Source organism: Achromobacter sp. 18P8.1.1, from assembly GCF_057799415.1.
Genome location: NZ_JBYOKH010000068.1, coordinates 1 through 17,555, shown reverse-complemented (window position 1 = coordinate 17,555; position 17,555 = coordinate 1). Strand labels below are relative to the sequence as shown.

Genomic DNA, 17,555 nt, shown 5'->3' with positions numbered 1-17,555 from the left:
CTGCCTCTGCCTGGCGGCTTAGCGCCAAATGTTCCAGGGCGTCTGCATCCAGATCGCCACCACGACCAGCCAAACGCCGGTCAGCGGGATGAAGATTTTCCAACCCAAACGCATGATCTGGTCATAGCGGTAACGCGGGAACGACGCCCGGAACCACACGAACAACGAGACCACGACGAACGTTTTCAGACCCAGCCAGATCCAGCCCGGGATCCAGGTCAGCGGCGCAATGTCGATCGGGGAAGCCCAGCCGCCCAGGAACATGATCGACGCCATGCAGGACAGCAGGATCATGTTGGCGTATTCACCCAGGAAGAACAGGGCGAAGGCCATACCCGAGTACTCGACCATGTGGCCGGCCACGATTTCCGATTCGCCTTCCACCACGTCGAACGGGTGGCGGTTGGTTTCGGCGACGATGGCGACGACGTAGATCACGAACAGCGGCAACAGCGGCAGCCAGTTCCACGACATGAACGTCAGGCCCTTGTCGGCAAACCAGCCGCGGTTCTGGACGTTGACGATCTCGGACATGTTCAAGCTGCCCGACACCAGCAGCACCGTTACCAGCACGAAGCCGATGGCCAGTTCGTACGACAGCATCTGCGCCGAGGCGCGCAAGGCGCCCAGGAACGCGTACTTGGAGTTCGACGCCCAGCCCGCCACGATCACGCCATACACGCCGATGGACGTGATGGCCATGATGTACAGCAGGCCGGCGTTGACGTTGGCCAGCACGATTTCGGGACCGAAGGGCACGACGGCCCAGGCGGCCAGCGCGGGCATCAGCGTGACCACTGGGGCCACGACGAACAGCACCTTGTTGGCCTGGCTGGGGACGACGACTTCCTTCGTCAACAGCTTGAACACGTCGGCAAACGGTTGCAGCAACCCCTTGAAACCCACGCGGTTCGGGCCCACGCGCACGTGCATGGCGCCGATCATCTTGCGTTCCCAGTACGTCAGGTACGCGACGCACAGAATGATCGGCACGGCGATGATCACAATCTTGATGAGGGTCCAGAGGACCATCCAGACCGTCGGGCCCAGCAATGCCTGCCCGTGGCTCTCAAGAACATTAAGCCATTCCATCAGGCACGCTCCACGCTGAGTTGACCGAATGCGCCACCCAGGGCTGCGGTGTTTTCAAAGGCTGCGGAAATGCGCACGGCGCGATCGGCCACGGCATCATCCTGCACGGTTTCGAGTTCAACGGCGCCTTGCGCACCCGCGACGCGCACCTTCACGCCGGCCGTCAGGCCGAGGCTGGCGAGCGTGCGGCCGTTCATGGCGGCAGCCGGCTTCTTCGAGGCCGGGGACGCTTGCAGCGGCTCCGAACGGCGGACCATGGCGTCGGTGCGGTAGATCGGCACGTCAGCCACGCGTTCCAGGCCGCTTGCGGCTTGGCCCAGGCCCAACGGCGCCTTGAAGTCGTTGGACAAGCGGCCTTCGATGCCGCCGGCCAGCGCGGCGTCGCGCACGGATTCGGAGGTCTCGTCGTCAAAGCCAGCCAGGTGCAGGACGTTGCCCAGCACGCGCAGGACCTTCCAGCCCGGGCGCGTCTGGCCCAACGGCGTGACCGTGCCCTTGAAGCTCTGGGCCAGGCCTTGCGCGTTGACGAACGTACCCGAGGTTTCGGTGAACGGCGACACCGGCAGCATGACGTCGGCCCATTCGGCAGCGGCCGAACGGTACGGCGTCAGGGCGACGGCAAACTGCGCGCCACGCAGCGCGGCGATGGCTTGCTGGCCGTTGTCGGCATCCAGCAGCGGCTCGGCGTGCAGCACGACGTAGGCCTTCAGCGGCTCGGCCAGCATGGCGGCGGCGGTCTTGCCGCCCTTGCCCGGAACGGCGCCGGCCAGGTAACCGCCGACGGTGTTGCCGCCGGAGGTCAGGAAGCCGAACTTGCCGCCGGCCAGGTCAGCCACGGCGCGGCCGTTGGCGGCCAGCGTCGAAGCCTGGGCGCTGGCGACAGCCAGGTTGCCCATCAGCACGGCGGTGTTGGCGCCGGAAGCCAGGCTCGCGGCAATGATCTTGGCGTTCTCGCCCGGGGTGACCGAGGCGAATTCGGCCGGCACGGCTTGTTCGCGGGTTTGCGCCAGGGCAACGGCCACTTCGGCCAGCGCGCGCGGCAGTTCGGACGGTGCAACGGTGATGCGGGCGGCGACGGGCATCAGAGGATCGTCAGCGGCGCTGTCGACCATCAGGATCTGCGTACCGCGCTTGGCAGCCTGGCGCAGGCGTTGCGCCATCAGCGGGTGGTCCTTGCGCAGGAACGAGCCGACGACCAGGACGCGGTCCAGGTTGTCGAGTTCGGCGATGGGCATGCCCAGCCACGGTGCGCCGGTCAGAGCGGCGTCGAACGCCGGATCGGTCTGGCGCAGGCGGAAGTCGATGTTCTCGGAGCCCAGCGCGCGGACCAGGCGGCCCAGCAGCGCATATTCTTCGGTGGTGGCGTATTCCGACGCCAGCGCGCCGATCTGGCCGGCGCCGAAGCTGTCACGCACACGCGACAGGCCTTGGGCCACGGCTTGCAGGGCGTCGGCCCACGAGGCTTCCTGCCACTTGCCGTCCGTGCCCTTGATCATCGGGGCGGACAGGCGGTCGTCGCTGTTTAAGCCTTCGTACGAGAAGCGGTCGCGGTCGCTGATCCAGCATTCGTTGACGGCTTCGTCTTCGAACGGAACCACGCGCATCACGCGGTCGCCCTTGACCTGGACCACCAGGTTGGCGCCCAGGCTGTCGTGCGGGCTGACCGAACGGCGGCGAGCCAGTTCCCAGGTGCGGGCGCTGTAGCGGAAGGGCTTGGAGGTCAGCGCGCCCACCGGACAGATGTCGATCATGTTGCCCGACAGTTCGGACTCGATCGAGCGGCCCACGAAGGTCGTGATCTCGGAGTGTTCGCCACGGCCCAGCATGCCGAGCTCCATGACGCCGGCGATTTCCTGTCCGAAGCGCACGCAGCGGGTGCAGTGGATGCAGCGGCTCATTTCCTCGGCGGAAACCAGCGGACCCAGGTCCTTGTGGAAAACGACGCGCTTTTCCTCTTGATAACGCGAGGACGAGCCACCGTAGCCCACGGCCAGATCCTGCAGCTGGCATTCGCCGCCCTGATCGCAGATCGGGCAGTCGAGCGGGTGATTGATGAGCAAGAATTCCATCACCGACTTCTGAGCGGCGCGAGCCTTCTCAGAGCAGGTGTGGACGACCATGCCGTTGGTCACGGGCGTGGCGCAGGCGGGCAACGCCTTGGGCGCTTTTTCCACTTCAACCAGGCACATCCGGCAGTTGGCCGCGATGGACAGTTTCTTGTGGTAGCAGAAATGCGGCACGTAAAGCCCGACTTTCTGAGCGGCATGCATGACCATGCTGCCTTCGGGCACTTCGACCTGATTGCCGTCGACGGTTAGTTCAACCATTGCTGTTCCTGAGACCTACAGATATTGCGGGACCACACAAGACTTATGCTCGATGTGGTGCGCGAATTCGTCGCGAAAATGCTTGAGGAAGCCACGGACGGGCATGGCGGCGGCGTCACCCAGGGCGCAGATGGTGCGGCCCATGATGTTGCCTGCCACGTTGTCCAGCAAGTCCAGATCTTCCGGACGGCCGTGACCGTTTTCGATGCGATGCACCATGCGGTAGAGCCAGCCGGTGCCTTCGCGGCACGGCGTGCACTGGCCGCAGCTTTCCTCGAAATAGAAGTACGACAGGCGCAAGAGCGACTTCACCATGCAGCGCGTTTCGTCCATGACGATCACAGCGCCAGAACCGAGCATCGAGCCGGCCTTGGCGATGGAGTCATAGTCCATCGTGCATTCCATGATGATGTCGGCCGGCAGCACCGGGGCGCTGGATCCGCCAGGGATCACGGCCTTCAGCTTCTTGCCGCCGCGCATGCCGCCTGCCAGTTCGAGCAGCGTCGAGAACGGGGTGCCCAGCGGGATCTCGTAGTTGCCGGGACGTTCGACGTCGCCGGTGATCGAGAACAGCTTGGTGCCGCCGTTGTTCGGCTTGCCGACTTCCAGGTAGGCCTGGCCGCTGTTGCGGATGATCCACGGCACCGCCGCGAACGTTTCGGTGTTGTTGATCGTGGTGGGCTTGCCGTACAGGCCGAAGCTGGCCGGGAACGGCGGCTTGAAGCGCGGTTGGCCCTTCTTGCCTTCCAGCGATTCCAGCAGCGCGGTTTCTTCGCCGCAGATGTAGGCGCCGTAGCCGTGGAACGCGTGCAACTGGAAGCTGAAATCCGAACCCAGCAGCTTGTCGCCCAGGAAGCCGGCGGCGCGCGCCTCTTCAAGCGCTTCTTCGAAGCGCTCATAGACTTCGAAGATTTCGCCGTGGATGTAGTTGTAGCCGACGCTGATGCCCATGGCGTAGGCCGCGATCGCCATGCCTTCAATCACGATATGCGGATTGAAGCGCAGGATGTCGCGGTCCTTGAACGTGCCCGGCTCGCCTTCGTCCGAGTTGCAGACGAGGTACTTCTGGCCGGGGAACGCGCGCGGCATGAAGCTCCACTTCAGGCCGGTCGGGAAGCCCGCGCCGCCACGGCCGCGCAGACCCGACGCCTTGACTTCGGCGATCACGTCTTCCGGCTTCAGGCCGGTAGTGAGGATCTTCTTCAGGGCTTCGTAGCCGCCGCGCTTGACGTAGTCGGCCAGGCGCCAGTTCTCGCCGTCGACGTCCGCCATGATCTGCGGCTGGATGTGCCGGCCGTGCAGGCACATCGAGTTGGACACGTCGTTCAGCGGGTTGGGATCCAACCCTTGCGCGAACTGCTTGTACAGGTCGGGCGCGTTCATGCCGACTCTCCTTGCACCTTGAGGGCCGCGACCAGCGCGTCCAGCTTCTCGTCGGTCATGCGCACGCACATATGCTTGTTGTTCACGATCAGCACGGGGGAATCGCCGCAAGCGCCCATGCATTCGCCTTCAACCAGCGTGAACTGGCCGTCGGCGGTGGTTTGACGGTAGTCGACACCCAGCTTGCGCTTGAGGTATTCGCCGGCACGGTCGCCATCGCGCAAGGCACAGGGCAAGTTGGTGCAGACGGCGATCTTGTTCTTGCCGACGGGCTTGACGTCGAACATGTTGTAGAACGTGGCGACTTCCTGCACCGCAATGGGCGGGACGCCAATGTAATTGGCCACATCTTCAATAGTTTCGGTAGCCAACCAGCCCTTCTCTTCTTGCGCGATGGCAAGCGAGGCCATGATGGCGGACTGCCGCTGGTCGGCCGGGAACTTCGCGAGTTCTCGGTCGATTTTCTGGTAGGCCTGTTCGGAAAGCAGCATAGTTTGAATCCGGGTTATGCGGGCGTGCTCGTGACTGTCTGGGCGGATCAGCGATCGATCTCGCCGAAAACGATGTCCTGCGTACCAATGATGGTGACGGCGTCGGCGATCATGTGACCGCGCGACATTTCGTCCAGCGCTTGCAGGTGGACAAAGCCGGGGGCCCGAATCTTCAGGCGGTAAGGCTTGTTGGCGCCATCCGACACCAGATAGATGCCGAATTCGCCCTTGGGGTGCTCCACCGAGGCAAACGCCTCGCCCGGGGGCACGTGGAAACCTTCGGTGAAGAGCTTGAAATGGTGAATCAGCTCTTCCATGTTGGTCTTCATGGCGGTGCGCTTGGGCGGGGCGATCTTGTGATTCTCGATCATGACCGGACCCGGGTTGTTGCGCAGCCATTCCACGCACTGGCGGATGATGCGATTGCTTTCACGCATTTCAGCGATGCGGACCAGGTAGCGGTCGTAGCAGTCGCCGTTGACACCCACGGGGATGTCGAAATCGAGCAGATCGTAGACTTCGTAGGGCTGCGTCTTGCGCAAGTCCCAGGCTACGCCCGAGCCACGCAGCATCGGGCCGGTGAAGCCCAGCGCCTTGGCGCGGTCGGGATCGACCACGCCGATGCCCACCAGACGCTGCTTCCAGATGCGGTTGTCGGTGAGCAGCGTTTCGTACTCGTCGACGCAGGCCGGGAAGCGGTTGGTGAAGTCTTCGATGAAGTCCAGGAGCGAGCCCGAACGCGCGTCATTCATGATGCGCATTTCTTTGTCGCCACGGTACTTGCTGGTGTCGCCGTACTGCGGCATCGTGTCCGGCAGATCGCGGTAGACGCCGCCTGGGCGGTAGTAGGCCGCGTGCATGCGCGCGCCCGAGACCGCTTCGTAGCAGTCCATCAGGTCTTCGCGTTCACGGAAGGCGTACAGGAACACCGCCATGGCGCCCACGTCCAGCGCGTGCGAACCCAGCGACATCAGGTGGTTCAAGAGACGCGTGATCTCGTCGAACATGACGCGGATGTACTGGGCGCGCAGCGGGGCTTCGACGCCCAGCAGCTTTTCGATGGCCATGACATAGGCGTGCTCGTTGCACATCATGGACACGTAGTCCAGGCGGTCCATGTAGGGCAGCGCCTGGATGTAGGTCTTGTGCTCGGCCAGCTTTTCGGTGGCGCGGTGCAACAGGCCGATGTGCGGGTCGGCACGCTGGATGACTTCGCCGTCCAGTTCCAGCACCAGGCGCAACACACCGTGCGCGGCCGGATGCTGAGGACCGAAGTTGAGCGTGTAGTTCTTGATTTCTGCCATGATTTAACGCCCCAAGCCGTAGGAGTCTTCGCGCACCACGCGCGGGGTGATCTCGCGCGGATCGATCGTGACCGGCTGGTAAATGACGCGCCGTTGTTCGGGGTCGTAACGCATTTCTACGGTGCCCGACAGCGGGAAGTCCTTGCGGAACGGATGGCCGATGAAGCCGTAGTCGGTCAGGATGCGGCGCAGGTCCGGGTGGCCTTCGAAGACGATGCCGTACAGGTCGAAGGCTTCGCGTTCGAACCAGCCCACGGCCGGCCAGCATTCCATCAGCGATGCGACCACGGGGAATTCGTCGTCCGTGACCCAGGTACGGACACGCAGGCGCCAGTTGTTCTCGATAGAGAGCAGGTGGATCACCACGGCAAAGCGCGAGCGGTGGATCTTGGCGGTGGATTCCTCGGGCAGCTGGCGCGTGCCGTTGCCCCAGGTCAGGTAGTCGACGCCACAGAGGTCGATACAGGTTTCAAAGCGCAGGCCGGCTTCGGTGCGCAGCTTGTTGCAGACGGAGAACCACTGCTGCGCGGGCACTTCGAGCGTCAGCTCGCCCAACGCCTCGGTCAGCGCGATTTCCGCGCCGAGGGTGGTCTGCAAATTGTTTTTCAGGGTTTCGAGCCTGGTCATCATCTTGTACGCTTAGGTGAACCGATACGCTGGTTTCGCAGGGCCCGCGGCAACGACTGCCGCCGGGCGGGGCGAAGGCTCAGCGCGCAATCGTGTTGGTCAGACGGATCTTGTTCTGCATTTGCAGCAAGCCGTAGACCAGCGCCTCGGCCGTGGGCGGGCAGCCCGGCACGTAGACGTCTACCGGTACGATGCGGTCGCAGCCACGAACCACCGAATACGAGTAGTGGTAGTAGCCGCCGCCATTGGCACAGGAGCCCATGGAAACCACCCAACGCGGCTCGGGCATCTGGTCATAGACCTTGCGCAGCGCCGGCGCCATCTTGTTGCACAGCGTGCCAGCGACGATCATCAGATCGGACTGACGCGGGCTGGGCCGGAAGATGATGCCGAACTGGTCCAGGTCGTAGCGGGCCGCGCCCGCGTGCATCATCTCGACCGCGCAACAGGCCAGACCGAAGGTCATGGGCCACATGGAGCCGGTCTTCGCCCAATTAAGGAACTTGTCGGCGCTGGTTGTGATGAACCCTTGCTTGAGAATGCCGTCTATAGCCATATTCGTCTCTGATAGCGTGCTGAGAAAAAACCCGGAGGGGTCATTCCCAATCCAGCGCGCCCTTTTTCCATTCGTAGATGAAGCCGACGGTCAACACGGCTAGGAAAACCATGACCGTCCAGAAACCGACGAGCCCGACTGTGCCTTGGGCAATGGCCCACGGGAACAGGAACGCGATTTCCAGGTCGAAAAGAATGAACAGAATCGCCACCAGGTAGTAGCGCACGTCAAACTTCATACGGGCGTCTTCAAACGCTTCGAAGCCGCACTCGTAGGGCGACAGCTTCTCAGCGTAGGGACGCCGGGGGCCAAGGAGGGAGCCGGCCGTTAGAAGCGCGAACCCGATAAGGGTGGCCACTACGATAAACAGCAGGACGGGAAAATACTGTTGCAGGTTCATTCAGGCGTCCGTCAAATGCGCAAACCTTAGGATTGTAGCATTCGCGTGGTTACTTCTGGCTGAACTCTGTAGCTTGAATAGCAGGTGAAAGACTGCATTCCTCAAATGGAACAATGGCAGTTTTCGAGACAGAGTTGCAAGGATACAGGACTCTACTGACAAGCACCCGCGTAATGCGAAAAATCAGACTTTAGAACAAAAAAAAGCCACCCCTGAAGGTGGCTTTATACGAACGGGCCGAAGCCCGTTCGTTCGCTTGCGCTTTGAATCCAGACAGGGCTTGCGCCCTGCGTTGGATTAGAAGCGGTGGCGGATACCGACGCCGACAGCGGTCGACTTGGCGTCGTCGATGAAGGCGTAGTTCTTGGCGTACGAACCGTAGGCGTACAGGTTGGTGCGCTTGGACAGGTCGTAGGTGTAGCCCAGCGAGAAGACGTTCATCGTCTCGTCAGCACCAGCGATGTTGGTCAGCTTGTTGTTGCTGGGGTCAACCATTTGCCACGAACCGAACAGGCTGCTTGCGCCGCCGATCGGGGCGGACAGGCCGACCAAGTACGAATTGGCCTTGAAGCCGTCAGCAAAAACGCTGCCGCCGAAGCCGGTGATGCCAGCGCCGTTCGGGGCGCTTTGGCCGCCGAACCAGCCGTCGGTCGTGCGACCGTAGGCCAGAGCCAGCTTGACCACTTCGAAGTCATACGAACCGCCGATGACGTAGGAGCGCGGGGTTGCGTCCACGGCAGCTTGCGGCAGGTTGTTCGAAGCATTCAGTTGGTCGTACGACAGAGCAACGTTCAACGGGCCGTTGACGTAGCGCAGACCAGCCGTGATGGCACGGGTGTTGTCGGCAGTACGGAAGCCAGTTTGGGCAGCCGGGCGAACGCCGGTGATCGGGTTTTCACGACCATCCTTCGTGTCATCGGCGCTAAACGAGTAGCCGACGCCGAATTGGAAGCCGCTGAACGACGGGGTTTGGTACAGGACCATGTTGTCGTAGCGAACGGTGTTGGTCGAGCTCAGGCCAACGCCGATGTTAGCTTGACCGAAGCCAGCGCCGAACGGATCGATCGAGCCGAAGTACTTCGACGCGATGTTGGTTTGGCGACCGAAGTCCAGTTGACCCCAGCTGTCGCTGGCCAGACCGACGGTAGCTTGACGACCGAACAGACGGCCACCTTGAGCGGACGAGCCGTTGCCCGAATCAAAGCCGGATTCCAGTTGGAAAACAGCGCGCAGGCCGTCACCCAGATCTTCCGAACCACGCAGGCCCCAACGCGAACCGTTCTGCACGCCGTTGATCATGCCGATGCGGCTGGCGCTGTAGCCATCCGCCTTGACCTTGTTGTAGCCGATACCCGTGTCGATAATACCGTACAGGGTGACAGACGTTTCTGCCTGGGCGACACCGGCGAAACCGGCGAGCAGGGCGGCAGCGAGCAGAGTCTTTTTCATTTAAGAAATCTCCGTTGATTTGAGTGACAAGAGCAGCAATCCAGCAAACCAGCCTGCCGCCCCCCTAACTCCGCGAAGGGAAGTTGACGCTATTGCATCAAAAATCGGGGGGACTGGCTATGGTCGGAGTCAGAAAAGTGCAGGTTTGCGGCACCCCTGTTGGGATCTTGCAACATCGCGCGGACATGGCGCCAAAGCTGCTAGGGCTTTCCCTTAGCTAAACAGGCAAGCCCGTATCCATGCGACTTTCAGCCCTGCCCCTAATTATTCAGGCCATTTTAGCCTGCCGCTTTCAACCGGCTTTCTGACCGGCTTCGGCGCGCTTTTCGCTGTAAGCCTGGCTCGCCCACCCTGTGGGCCACCGGCCTGGCGTAGCCCGTAGAGGAACACCCAATAACATTGTTATTAATAAAAATCGTCGATATTATCGAGCCTGTTCCCGTGCTGCTGCCGTGCCCCACATGCCCTCCCCGACCGCCCGTACCGACCGCAATGAACGCCTGAGCGCCCTGCGCCGCCAGTTGATCCTGGACGCCGCGCAACGCGTGTTCGAGCGCGACGGGCTGGAGAAGACCACGATCCGGGCGATCGCCAAGGAGGCCGGCTGCACCACCGGCGCCATCTACCCCTGGTTCGCCGGCAAGGAGACCATCTACGGCGCGCTGCTCGATGAATCGCTGCAACGGCTGCACGCGCACTTGGCCGAGGCGGCGGGCACCGGCGATGCGCCGGCTGCCGCGCGGCGCACGATCCGCGCCTTCTTCGGCTACTACGCCGAGCGGCAGACCGATTTTTCCCTGGGCATGTATCTGTTCCAGGGGCTGGGGCCGCGCGGCCTCGGCCGAGAAATGGACGAAAAGCTCAACGCCCGGCTGCGCCAGTGCGTGGACCTGCTGGGCGGCGCGCTTGCGCGCACCAAAGGCTGGGACAGCCCGACCGTGGAGATCGAGCAGATGAATCTTTTCACGTACCTGATGGGGCTGTTGCTGCTGCTGCACACCCATCGCCTGAAATCCCTGGGCCAGCACGCGGACGCGTTGCTGGACAACTACTGCCTCGCCCTGGAGCAACGATGACCGCAACCGTCCTGGCCGCCGATAGCGACGCCCCGCTGATCAGCCTGGCCGACTTCCACATCCTGCTGGCCGACCAGCATCCCTTTTCGCTGCTGCTGGGGATCGACATCCTGCGTATCGGCCGCGGCACGGCGCGTGCCGTGCTGCCGGCCCGGGACGCGCACCAGCGACTGGGCGGCATCGTGGCGGGCCCCATGCTGATGGGCCTGGCCGACCTGGCCATGTATGCCGCCGTGGTGGGCGCGACCGGCCAGGCGCACGCGGTGACGGCCAGCCTGACCATCAATTTCCTGCGCAAGAGCCCCGCCGGCGCAATTTATGCCGACGCCCGCTTGCTGAAGGTGGGACGCCTGTCCGCCGGCGAAGTCATCCTGACCGGTGAAGGCTCGGACGAGCCCCTGGCCCATATCGTGAGCACGTGGTCCGTGCCGAAGCCATGAGCCCGCGCATCAGCATCGTGGGGATGGGCGTCACCGGCACCCTGGCCGCCCGGCGCCTGCTGGAGGCCGAGCCGGACATCGCGTTGACCGTCTACGACATCGATCCCGAACGCTGCGAGGACTTCCGCGGTTCGGCCACGCTGGCCACCTCGGCCCGCGAGGCCCTAGCGGAATCAGACACTATCGTGCTGGCGCTGCCGCGGGAACGCGAGATCGACCGTACGCTGGAACGCTTCAGCGACGGCGAAGTCACGGCGCTTGTCGCTGGCAAGCAGATCATCGACCTGGCACCTCCCCCCGCCGAGCAGGCGCGACGCCTGGGCCTGGCGATTGCCGGGGCGGGCGGACGCTACACCCCCGTCCTGAGCGGAGCGTCGGACGACGCAGGCGCGCGGCTACTGAAGGTCTTGCTCTGCCCGGCGTGACGTGCAGTGGCGTTCGGCCACCGCCACGCACACCGACAGCCAGGCCAGGCTGACCGCCAGGCCCGCCACGACGTCGCTGGCGAAATGGACTTGCAGCAGGATGCGGCTGAGCCCGATCGCCATGATCAGCGCGGCAGAGACCGCCACGCAAGGCCATCGCCAGGCGGGCGGTGCCAGCCGCCACACCAGGTAGCAGGCCGTGCCGTAGACGGCCATCGCGGCCGACGCATGGCCGCTGGGGAAACTCCACCCAGCCACCGTGGCGTAACCGTGATCGTGTTCCGGCCGCACCCGTTCAAAGGTGTGCTTGAGCAACCAGTTGATCGCGCCGCCCACGCCGGTGGCAATCGCGCAGAACGCCGCCAGCCGCCACCAGCCTGTCCAGAGCAGATAGAGCGTCATCAGCACGCTCAGCACCGTCAGGAAATTGCGGTCGCCCAGATAGGTGAACCAGGACAGCAGCCACAGCAGCGAGGTATCCATGGTCATGCTCAGGGCATCGGCCAAAGCGCCATCGAACGCGACGATGCCGCCCTGGCGCTGCACTGCCATCGCCAGCCCCAGGAACAGCAACAACCACACGGCCAGGGACGATGCGTAGATCGCCTGGCGGGCCCGCCGGGGCCGGCCGACGTAAGCGCGCATGATCCAGAAAGCGGCCCCGCCGGCAAGCAGCGGCAGCACGATGAACAATTCCAAGGCGTGGGACGCTGCCCACGCCGCCCACGCATCGGTCATAAAAGCGTCACCAGCGTCTTGTCGACCGGCGCGAACGCATGCGTACCCGCCGCGTAGTCCCAGCGCTCGACGTGGCAGGCTTCCTGGCCGCCCTCGCCTTCGCGCGTGATTACATTGACCGAGTTCGGCACGCTGCCCCGGACACGTTGGGAGCAGGCAGTCCCCGCCTGGACGATCCAGCCGGCGGATTGGCCGGCTGCCGTCAACGGCAGCACATAGGGCAGATGGATGTGCCCGCCCAGGATCAGGTCGACGCCCGCCTGGGCCCAGGCCGCCAGCGCGCGCTCGCGCCCGATCAGCAGATTGGAGAGATCGGATTCGACCTTGGCGCGCACCGGGTGGTGCGCCACCACGATCCGCAACTGGCCCGGGCGGGCCTGGCGCAGGCGCTGGGCCACGCGGGCGATCTGCGTATCGGAGATTTCACCGTCCTTGCGGCGCCGGGGCCGCGTGGTGTTCACGCCGATGGCCAGCAGGCCGGGGTTCTCGAACACGGGCTCCAGCACCGCGCCCAACGCGCGCTTGTAGTTGCCATACGGGTTGAGGGCCCGCGCGAACACGTTGAACAGCGGAATGTCGTGATTACCCGGCACGGCTAGCACCGGCAGCGACAGGCGTTCGATGAATTTGCGGGCCGCGGCGAATTGCCCGCGCCGCGCGCGCTGCGTGATATCGCCGCTGAGCACGACCAGATCCGGGTTCAGCGAGCGGGCCAGGTCCAGCGCGGCCTCGACCACGGGCTTGCGCTCGGTGCCGAAATGCGTGTCGGATAACTGCAGGATGCGCGTCATGAGCGATCCAGGTACTGCGAGTCGGCCGGCACCACGAGCGGCAGCTTTTCGCTGGCCACCTTGAATTCCAGCGGCGTGTTCATCCAGGAAATTTCGCCGTCCATCGCCACCTTGACGCGGCTGCGCCCCCGGATGTGGACCGTCAGCCGGTCGAAGGCGAAGCTGATCACGTGTTCCGCGTCGCCCAGCCGGCTGAACAGGCCGCGCACCAGCAAGCCATACAGCGCCAGCGTGCCGACCGGACGCGCCGCCATCGCCACCAGGCGGCCGCGGTCCAATTCCTGGGATTCGATACCGATGTGCTCGAGTTGCAGCTTGTTGTTGCCGACCACCAGCGTGGGCGAGCGCAGGTCGCGCGCCCGGCCTTCGTATTCCAGTTGCAGCCTGAGCTGGCGCGGGGCGCGCAGCAAGGTGACGATGCCCGACCACAGCGCCACAAGCCGGCTGCGGCCGAAACGCTGCTTGTAGGCTTCGCGGTCTTCCAGCAAGGTGGGGTACAGGCCCAGGCTGGCGTTCACCAGGAACAGCCGGCCATTGAGGTGCCCCACCTGCACCGGCTGCAAATGGCCCTGCAGGAAGCCGCGCAAGGCGACTTCGGTGTCTTGGGAGATGCCGTAGCTGCGTCCGAAGTAATTGAACGTGCCCTGGGGCAGGATGCCGAAGGGCACGCCCTGGCCCAGCACGGTGCCGGCCACAGCGTTAAGCGTGCCGTCGCCTCCAGCGGCGATGACCACGCCCTGCTCGGCTTGCGCGCGCTTGACGGCGGACTGCGCCGTTTCGGTCAGCCGGGACGGGTCGTCGACGGGCATCAGCGTGTAGCGCCGGCCCGCCTCGTCGAGGATGCGGCGGATGGTGTCCTGCAGGACCTGCGCGTCGCCGCGCCCCGATCCGGTGTTGAGGACGATGAAAAGCGGTTCTTGTCCCGTCAGGGATTGCGCCCCGGTTGCCGGGCGCTGCTGGGATGACGTCATGGGAGAAAGATAGCCCATGCCGGCAAATCGCCGCAAGGCGGCCCGATGCGCCTGGCCCGCAAGGCCGCGCATCGGGCGCCCCCGCCCCCGGTCAGCGACCGATGGCGTAGGCCTGCATCAAGCGCGGCGTGGCCGCGGCATGCAGCAGCCCGTCCTCGTCGCGCGAAGCGGCGGTCAGGCGGCCCACGGACCACTCGGGCACTTCCTCAATCTGGTGTCCGCGCTGGCGCAGGCCGTCGATGACCTCGGGACCGAAGCTGGCTTCCACTGCCAGATGCCCCGGTTTGCGGTCGCGCGGATAGAAGGACGTGGGGAAGTGCATGGTGTGGGACATGGGCAGGTCGATCGCTTCCTGCAGGTTCAGCCCATGATGCACGTGGCGCAGGAAGAACAGCAGCTGCCATTGTTCCTGCTGGTCGCCGCCCGGCGTGCCGAACGCCAGATAAGGCTTGCCGTCGCGCAGCGCCAGCGAAGGCGTCAGCGTGGTGCGCGGACGCTTGCCCGGGGCGAGCGTGCCGGGCAGCCCCTCTTCCAGCCAGAACATCTGCGCGCGGGTGTTCAGGCCGAAGCCCAGCTCCGGGATCACCGGCGAAGACTGGAACCAGCCGCCCGAGGGCGTGGCCGAGATCATGTTGCCCCAGCGGTCGATGACGTCCACATGCGTGGTGTCACCCCGTTTGGCGGAGGCGCGCATGTCGGCCAGCGTCGGTTCGTTGGTGGCGCTGCCGGGCGCGGATACCTTGGACAGGCGTTCCAGCGTGTCCATGACGCGCGCCACCTGCGCCTCGAAGCCGGGAACCAGGCCTGGCAGCAAGTCGTGCGAAGCGGATTCGCCGATTAGCGCGCGGCGTTCTGCGTTGTACTCGTCGGACAGCAGATGGGCCAGCGGCACGTCGATGAAGGCCGGATCGCCGTAGTAGGCCTCGCGGTCGGCGAACGCCAGTTTCATGGCTTCGGTGACGCGGTGGATGAATTCCACGCTGTTCGGGCCGACGCCGGCCAGGTCCATGCCTTTCAGCAAGGCCAGCGTCTGCAGGAAAACCGGGCCCTGGCTCCAGGCGCCAGCCTTGGCGACGGTATAGCCGTGATAGTCGTAGGTCAGCGGCTGGTCGTAGCTGGCCGACCAGCCCGCGAGGTCGGCTGCCGTGATGACGCCGCGGTGAGTCGTGCCGCTTTCGTCCATGACGTCGGTGTTGCGCGCGAACTTGTCGATCTCATCGGCGATGAAGCCGCGATAGAACGCGTCGCGGGCCGCTTCGATCTGACGTTCGCGGTCCGCGCCGGCAGCCTCGGCTTCCTTCAGCACGCGGGTCCAGGTGCGGGCCAGCGCCGGGTTGCGGAACAGCTTGCGGGCTTCGGGCACCTTGCCGCCCGGCACGTAGACCTGGGCAGTGGTCGGCCAATGCGTTTCGAAAAAGTCCTTCAGGCCGGCGATAGTGTTGGAAATGCGCGGCATCAGCGCATGGCCATGCTCGGCGTAATAGATGGCGGGCTCCAGCACGTCGCGCACGCGCATCGTGCCATGGTCGCGCAGCAGCAGCATCCAGGCGTCGAACGCGCCCGGGATCACGGTGGCCAGCAGGCCGTTGCCGGGGATCAGCTTCAGCCCTTCGGCGCGGTAGCGTTCAAGCGTGGCCGCGGCAGGCGTCGTGCCCTGGCCGCAAAGCACCTCGACGCGCCCGGTCCGGGCTGAATAGAACACCGCGGGCACTTCACCGGCCGGGCCGACCAGGTGGGGCTCGACCACCTGCAGCACGAACGCCGATGCCGCGCAGGCGTCGAACGCGTTGCCGCCGCGTTCCAGCAGCGACATGCCCGCCGCGCTGGCCAACCAATGGGTAGAGGTCACGACACCGAAGGTGCCGAGGATTTCCGGGCGAGTGGTGAACATAAGCAGTCCTGTATGGTTGTCAGATCCGAGGCACCAGCGATCCAACCGTCGCAATCAAACGGTGCCTCCCAATCCGGGACACCGCGGAGCCGGCTCCGCCGGTCCGCAGGTGTCGCCCCCTTCGAAGGGGCCCGCGCAAGCGGGTAGAGGGTGGACCTACTTAGCGGAAACCTTGACGCCCTTCAGGCGGATCAGGCCGTCCGGGTAGGCGACGAAGCCGTCCACCTTCTTCTGCACGCCGAAGGTCCACGGCAGGTAGAACAGGTAAACGATGGGGCGCTGGTCCTGCATGGACGTCAGCACCTGGTCGTACATGGCGCGGCGCTTGGCCGTATCGGCTTCGGCGCGGGCGTCGTTCAGCAGCTTGTCCACGCCGGCGTCGCAGAACTTGCCGTCGTTCAGGTTGCCCTTGCAGCTGAGGTACTGGTGAATGTTGCCGCTGGGATCGACGCGGCCCGACCAGCCGCTCTGGCCCACTTCGAAATCACCGCGCGCCAGCGACGATTGCAGCGACGCGAATTCCACCGGACGCAGCGTGATGTCGAAGCCCGCTTCGGCGCCCATCGCCTGCACCAGTTCGAACACCTGCTGCATGGTCGTGTTGTTGCCGAAGGTGATCTCGAACTTCACGCGGTCAAAGCCGGCTTCCTTCAAGAGCGCCTGCGCCTTCTTCGGGTCGCGGCCCTTGTGTTCAAAGGCGGTGTTGTAGGCGAAGCTGGCAGGCGGGAACGGCTGGTAGGCGGGCTGGAACATGCCTTCGCCGATCACCTGGTTCAGCACGTCGCGGTCGATCGCCAGGTCAAGCGCCTGACGCACGCGCTTGTCTTTGGCCAGCGGGTTGTTGGCGCGCGCGCCGTTGCCCAGGTTGACCGAGATCGACTGGAAACCCAGGCCGGTCACCGGCGCCAGGCGCAGGTTGCTGTCGTCTTTCACGGCCTTGGCATCGCTGGGCGCCACGCGCTCGATGATGTCCAGGTCCCCCGCGCGCAGGTTGTTCAGGCGCACGGTGTTGTCGGGGATGGGCGTGAAGACCAGACGGTCGAAGTGATAGTTCGCGGCGTCCCAGTATTTAGGAAATTTCTCGAGCACGATGCGGTCGTTCTGCACGCGCTCCTTGAACTGGTACGGACCCGAGCACACGGGCTTGCCGCCTGGATCCTTGTCGAAGGTGGCAGGCGACATCATCATGCCGGCGCGGTCGGACAGTTGCGACAGCAGCGAGGCGTCCGGCTCCGACAGGTTCAGCACGACGGTATTGGCATCGGGCGCGTCGACGCTGGCGACGGTGGCCAGTTCGCTCTTGCGGTTGCTGTCGGGCAGGGTGCGGGCGCGGTCCAGGTTGGCCTTGACGGCGGCGGCGTTGACCGGCGTGCCGTCATGGAACACGGCGTCCGTGCGCAGCTTGAACGTCAGCGATTTGTTGTCCGGGCCGATGGTCCAGGACTGCGCCAGCTGAGGCACGATCTTCAGGTCGGGCGTGATGTCCACGAGCTTGTCGCACAGCGAGGCGAAGACGATGCGGCCCACGAAGGTGGGCGCGCGCCCCGGGTCCAGCACGTCCGGGTCGTCCTGCAGGCCGATCCGCAAGGTGGAC

17 protein-coding genes are annotated in these 17,555 nt (G+C 64.6%); 3 read left to right on the top strand and 14 right to left on the bottom strand.

Features of this window, described 5'->3' with window-relative positions; all coding sequences use genetic code 11:
• Positions 1-18: 18 nt before the first annotated feature.
• The 9 genes from nuoH to AC27VE_RS28275 all read right to left on the bottom strand — a co-directional run bounded on the left by nuoH (position 19) and on the right by AC27VE_RS28275 (position 9,629).
• Positions 19-1,092 carry an NADH-quinone oxidoreductase subunit NuoH gene (nuoH, locus tag AC27VE_RS28315; protein WP_427961763.1) on the bottom strand — a complete coding sequence of 358 codons (1,074 nt, stop codon included), beginning with the start codon at positions 1,090-1,092 and terminating at the stop codon, positions 19-21.
• Positions 1,092-3,419: an NADH-quinone oxidoreductase subunit NuoG gene (nuoG, locus tag AC27VE_RS28310; RefSeq protein ID WP_488705601.1), complete on the bottom strand. Its 2,328-nt coding sequence runs from the start codon at positions 3,417-3,419 to the stop codon at positions 1,092-1,094. The genes nuoH and nuoG overlap by 1 nt, the downstream gene beginning before the upstream one ends.
• 15 nt (positions 3,420-3,434) lie before the next feature.
• Complete coding sequence (gene nuoF / locus AC27VE_RS28305; protein WP_006223755.1) at positions 3,435-4,802, bottom strand: NADH-quinone oxidoreductase subunit NuoF; 1,368 nt, start codon at positions 4,800-4,802, stop codon at positions 3,435-3,437.
• Complete coding sequence (nuoE, locus tag AC27VE_RS28300) at positions 4,799-5,293, bottom strand: NADH-quinone oxidoreductase subunit NuoE (RefSeq protein ID WP_006217963.1); 495 nt, start codon at positions 5,291-5,293, stop codon at positions 4,799-4,801. The genes nuoF and nuoE overlap by 4 nt, the downstream gene beginning before the upstream one ends.
• Positions 5,294-5,340: 47 nt before the next feature.
• On the bottom strand, positions 5,341-6,597 hold the full coding sequence (locus AC27VE_RS28295; RefSeq protein ID WP_280025679.1) for an NADH-quinone oxidoreductase subunit D: 1,257 nt from the start codon (positions 6,595-6,597) through the stop codon (positions 5,341-5,343).
• A gap of 3 nt (positions 6,598-6,600) precedes the next feature.
• On the bottom strand, positions 6,601-7,227 hold the full coding sequence (locus AC27VE_RS28290; RefSeq protein WP_488705600.1) for an NADH-quinone oxidoreductase subunit C: 627 nt from the start codon (positions 7,225-7,227) through the stop codon (positions 6,601-6,603).
• A 76-nt stretch (positions 7,228-7,303) separates the two neighbouring features.
• Positions 7,304-7,780, bottom strand: coding sequence for a NuoB/complex I 20 kDa subunit family protein (locus tag AC27VE_RS28285; protein ID WP_006217960.1), 477 nt, complete (start codon positions 7,778-7,780; stop codon positions 7,304-7,306).
• A 40-nt stretch (positions 7,781-7,820) separates the two neighbouring features.
• Positions 7,821-8,180: an NADH-quinone oxidoreductase subunit A gene (locus AC27VE_RS28280; RefSeq protein ID WP_006217959.1), complete on the bottom strand. Its 360-nt coding sequence runs from the start codon at positions 8,178-8,180 to the stop codon at positions 7,821-7,823.
• 297 nt (positions 8,181-8,477) lie between these two features.
• Positions 8,478-9,629, bottom strand: coding sequence for a porin (locus AC27VE_RS28275; RefSeq protein ID WP_488705599.1), 1,152 nt, complete (start codon positions 9,627-9,629; stop codon positions 8,478-8,480).
• A gap of 461 nt (positions 9,630-10,090) precedes the next feature.
• Here AC27VE_RS28275 and AC27VE_RS28270 point away from each other — a divergent pair, with 461 nt between their 5' ends.
• From AC27VE_RS28270 to AC27VE_RS28260, 3 genes are read left to right on the top strand one after another with little or no spacing between them, the layout of a single operon-like run.
• Positions 10,091-10,705, top strand: a complete 615-nt coding sequence (locus AC27VE_RS28270) for a TetR/AcrR family transcriptional regulator (protein WP_488705598.1) — start codon at positions 10,091-10,093, stop codon at positions 10,703-10,705.
• Positions 10,702-11,145 (top strand): PaaI family thioesterase, encoded by a 444-nt coding sequence (locus AC27VE_RS28265; RefSeq protein WP_315526702.1) that lies wholly within the window; start codon positions 10,702-10,704, stop codon positions 11,143-11,145. Before AC27VE_RS28270 ends, AC27VE_RS28265 begins: the two co-directional genes overlap by 4 nt.
• Positions 11,142-11,570, top strand: coding sequence for an NAD(P)-binding domain-containing protein (locus AC27VE_RS28260; RefSeq protein ID WP_488705597.1), 429 nt, complete (start codon positions 11,142-11,144; stop codon positions 11,568-11,570). The genes AC27VE_RS28265 and AC27VE_RS28260 overlap by 4 nt, the downstream gene beginning before the upstream one ends.
• On the opposite strand, the gene AC27VE_RS28255 is transcribed toward AC27VE_RS28260, so the two are convergent.
• From AC27VE_RS28255 to AC27VE_RS28235, 5 genes are all read right to left on the bottom strand, one after another.
• Positions 11,541-12,308: a phosphatase PAP2 family protein gene (locus AC27VE_RS28255; protein ID WP_427961778.1), complete on the bottom strand. Its 768-nt coding sequence runs from the start codon at positions 12,306-12,308 to the stop codon at positions 11,541-11,543. The two genes, AC27VE_RS28260 and AC27VE_RS28255, sit on opposite strands and share 30 nt — an antisense overlap.
• Positions 12,305-13,099, bottom strand: a complete 795-nt coding sequence (locus tag AC27VE_RS28250) for a metallophosphoesterase family protein (protein WP_488705596.1) — start codon at positions 13,097-13,099, stop codon at positions 12,305-12,307. The genes AC27VE_RS28255 and AC27VE_RS28250 overlap by 4 nt, the downstream gene beginning before the upstream one ends.
• The gene (locus AC27VE_RS28245) at positions 13,096-14,070 is read right to left on the bottom strand and encodes a diacylglycerol/lipid kinase family protein (protein WP_488705595.1); all 975 of its coding nucleotides are present in this window, start codon (positions 14,068-14,070) and stop codon (positions 13,096-13,098) included. The genes AC27VE_RS28250 and AC27VE_RS28245 overlap by 4 nt, the downstream gene beginning before the upstream one ends.
• A 91-nt stretch (positions 14,071-14,161) precedes the next feature.
• Positions 14,162-15,961 (bottom strand): gamma-glutamyltransferase family protein, encoded by a 1,800-nt coding sequence (locus AC27VE_RS28240; protein ID WP_488705594.1) that lies wholly within the window; start codon positions 15,959-15,961, stop codon positions 14,162-14,164.
• Positions 15,962-16,117: 156 nt separating this feature from the next.
• Positions 16,118-17,555: ABC transporter substrate-binding protein (locus AC27VE_RS28235; protein WP_488705593.1), on the bottom strand; the 1,438-nt coding region annotated here is incomplete at its 5' end.

Coding starts and splice junctions, on each gene's coding strand:
- AC27VE_RS28265 (WP_315526702.1), top strand. CDS start 10,702: ATGACCGCAACCGTCCTGGCCGCCGATAGCGACGCCCCGCTGATCAGC.
- AC27VE_RS28260 (WP_488705597.1), top strand. CDS start 11,142: ATGAGCCCGCGCATCAGCATCGTGGGGATGGGCGTCACCGGCACCCTG.
- AC27VE_RS28255 (WP_427961778.1), bottom strand. CDS start 12,308: ATGACCGATGCGTGGGCGGCGTGGGCAGCGTCCCACGCCTTGGAATTG.
- AC27VE_RS28270 (WP_488705598.1), top strand. CDS start 10,091: ATGCCCTCCCCGACCGCCCGTACCGACCGCAATGAACGCCTGAGCGCC.
- AC27VE_RS28290 (WP_488705600.1), bottom strand. CDS start 7,227: ATGATGACCAGGCTCGAAACCCTGAAAAACAATTTGCAGACCACCCTC.
- AC27VE_RS28285 (WP_006217960.1), bottom strand. CDS start 7,780: ATGGCTATAGACGGCATTCTCAAGCAAGGGTTCATCACAACCAGCGCC.
- AC27VE_RS28250 (WP_488705596.1), bottom strand. CDS start 13,099: ATGACGCGCATCCTGCAGTTATCCGACACGCATTTCGGCACCGAGCGC.
- AC27VE_RS28280 (WP_006217959.1), bottom strand. CDS start 8,180: ATGAACCTGCAACAGTATTTTCCCGTCCTGCTGTTTATCGTAGTGGCC.
- AC27VE_RS28245 (WP_488705595.1), bottom strand. CDS start 14,070: ATGACGTCATCCCAGCAGCGCCCGGCAACCGGGGCGCAATCCCTGACG.
- nuoE (WP_006217963.1), bottom strand. CDS start 5,293: ATGCTGCTTTCCGAACAGGCCTACCAGAAAATCGACCGAGAACTCGCG.
- AC27VE_RS28295 (WP_280025679.1), bottom strand. CDS start 6,597: ATGGCAGAAATCAAGAACTACACGCTCAACTTCGGTCCTCAGCATCCG.
- nuoF (WP_006223755.1), bottom strand. CDS start 4,802: ATGAACGCGCCCGACCTGTACAAGCAGTTCGCGCAAGGGTTGGATCCC.
- nuoG (WP_488705601.1), bottom strand. CDS start 3,419: ATGGTTGAACTAACCGTCGACGGCAATCAGGTCGAAGTGCCCGAAGGC.
- AC27VE_RS28240 (WP_488705594.1), bottom strand. CDS start 15,961: ATGTTCACCACTCGCCCGGAAATCCTCGGCACCTTCGGTGTCGTGACC.
- nuoH (WP_427961763.1), bottom strand. CDS start 1,092: ATGGAATGGCTTAATGTTCTTGAGAGCCACGGGCAGGCATTGCTGGGC.
- AC27VE_RS28275 (WP_488705599.1), bottom strand. CDS start 9,629: ATGAAAAAGACTCTGCTCGCTGCCGCCCTGCTCGCCGGTTTCGCCGGT.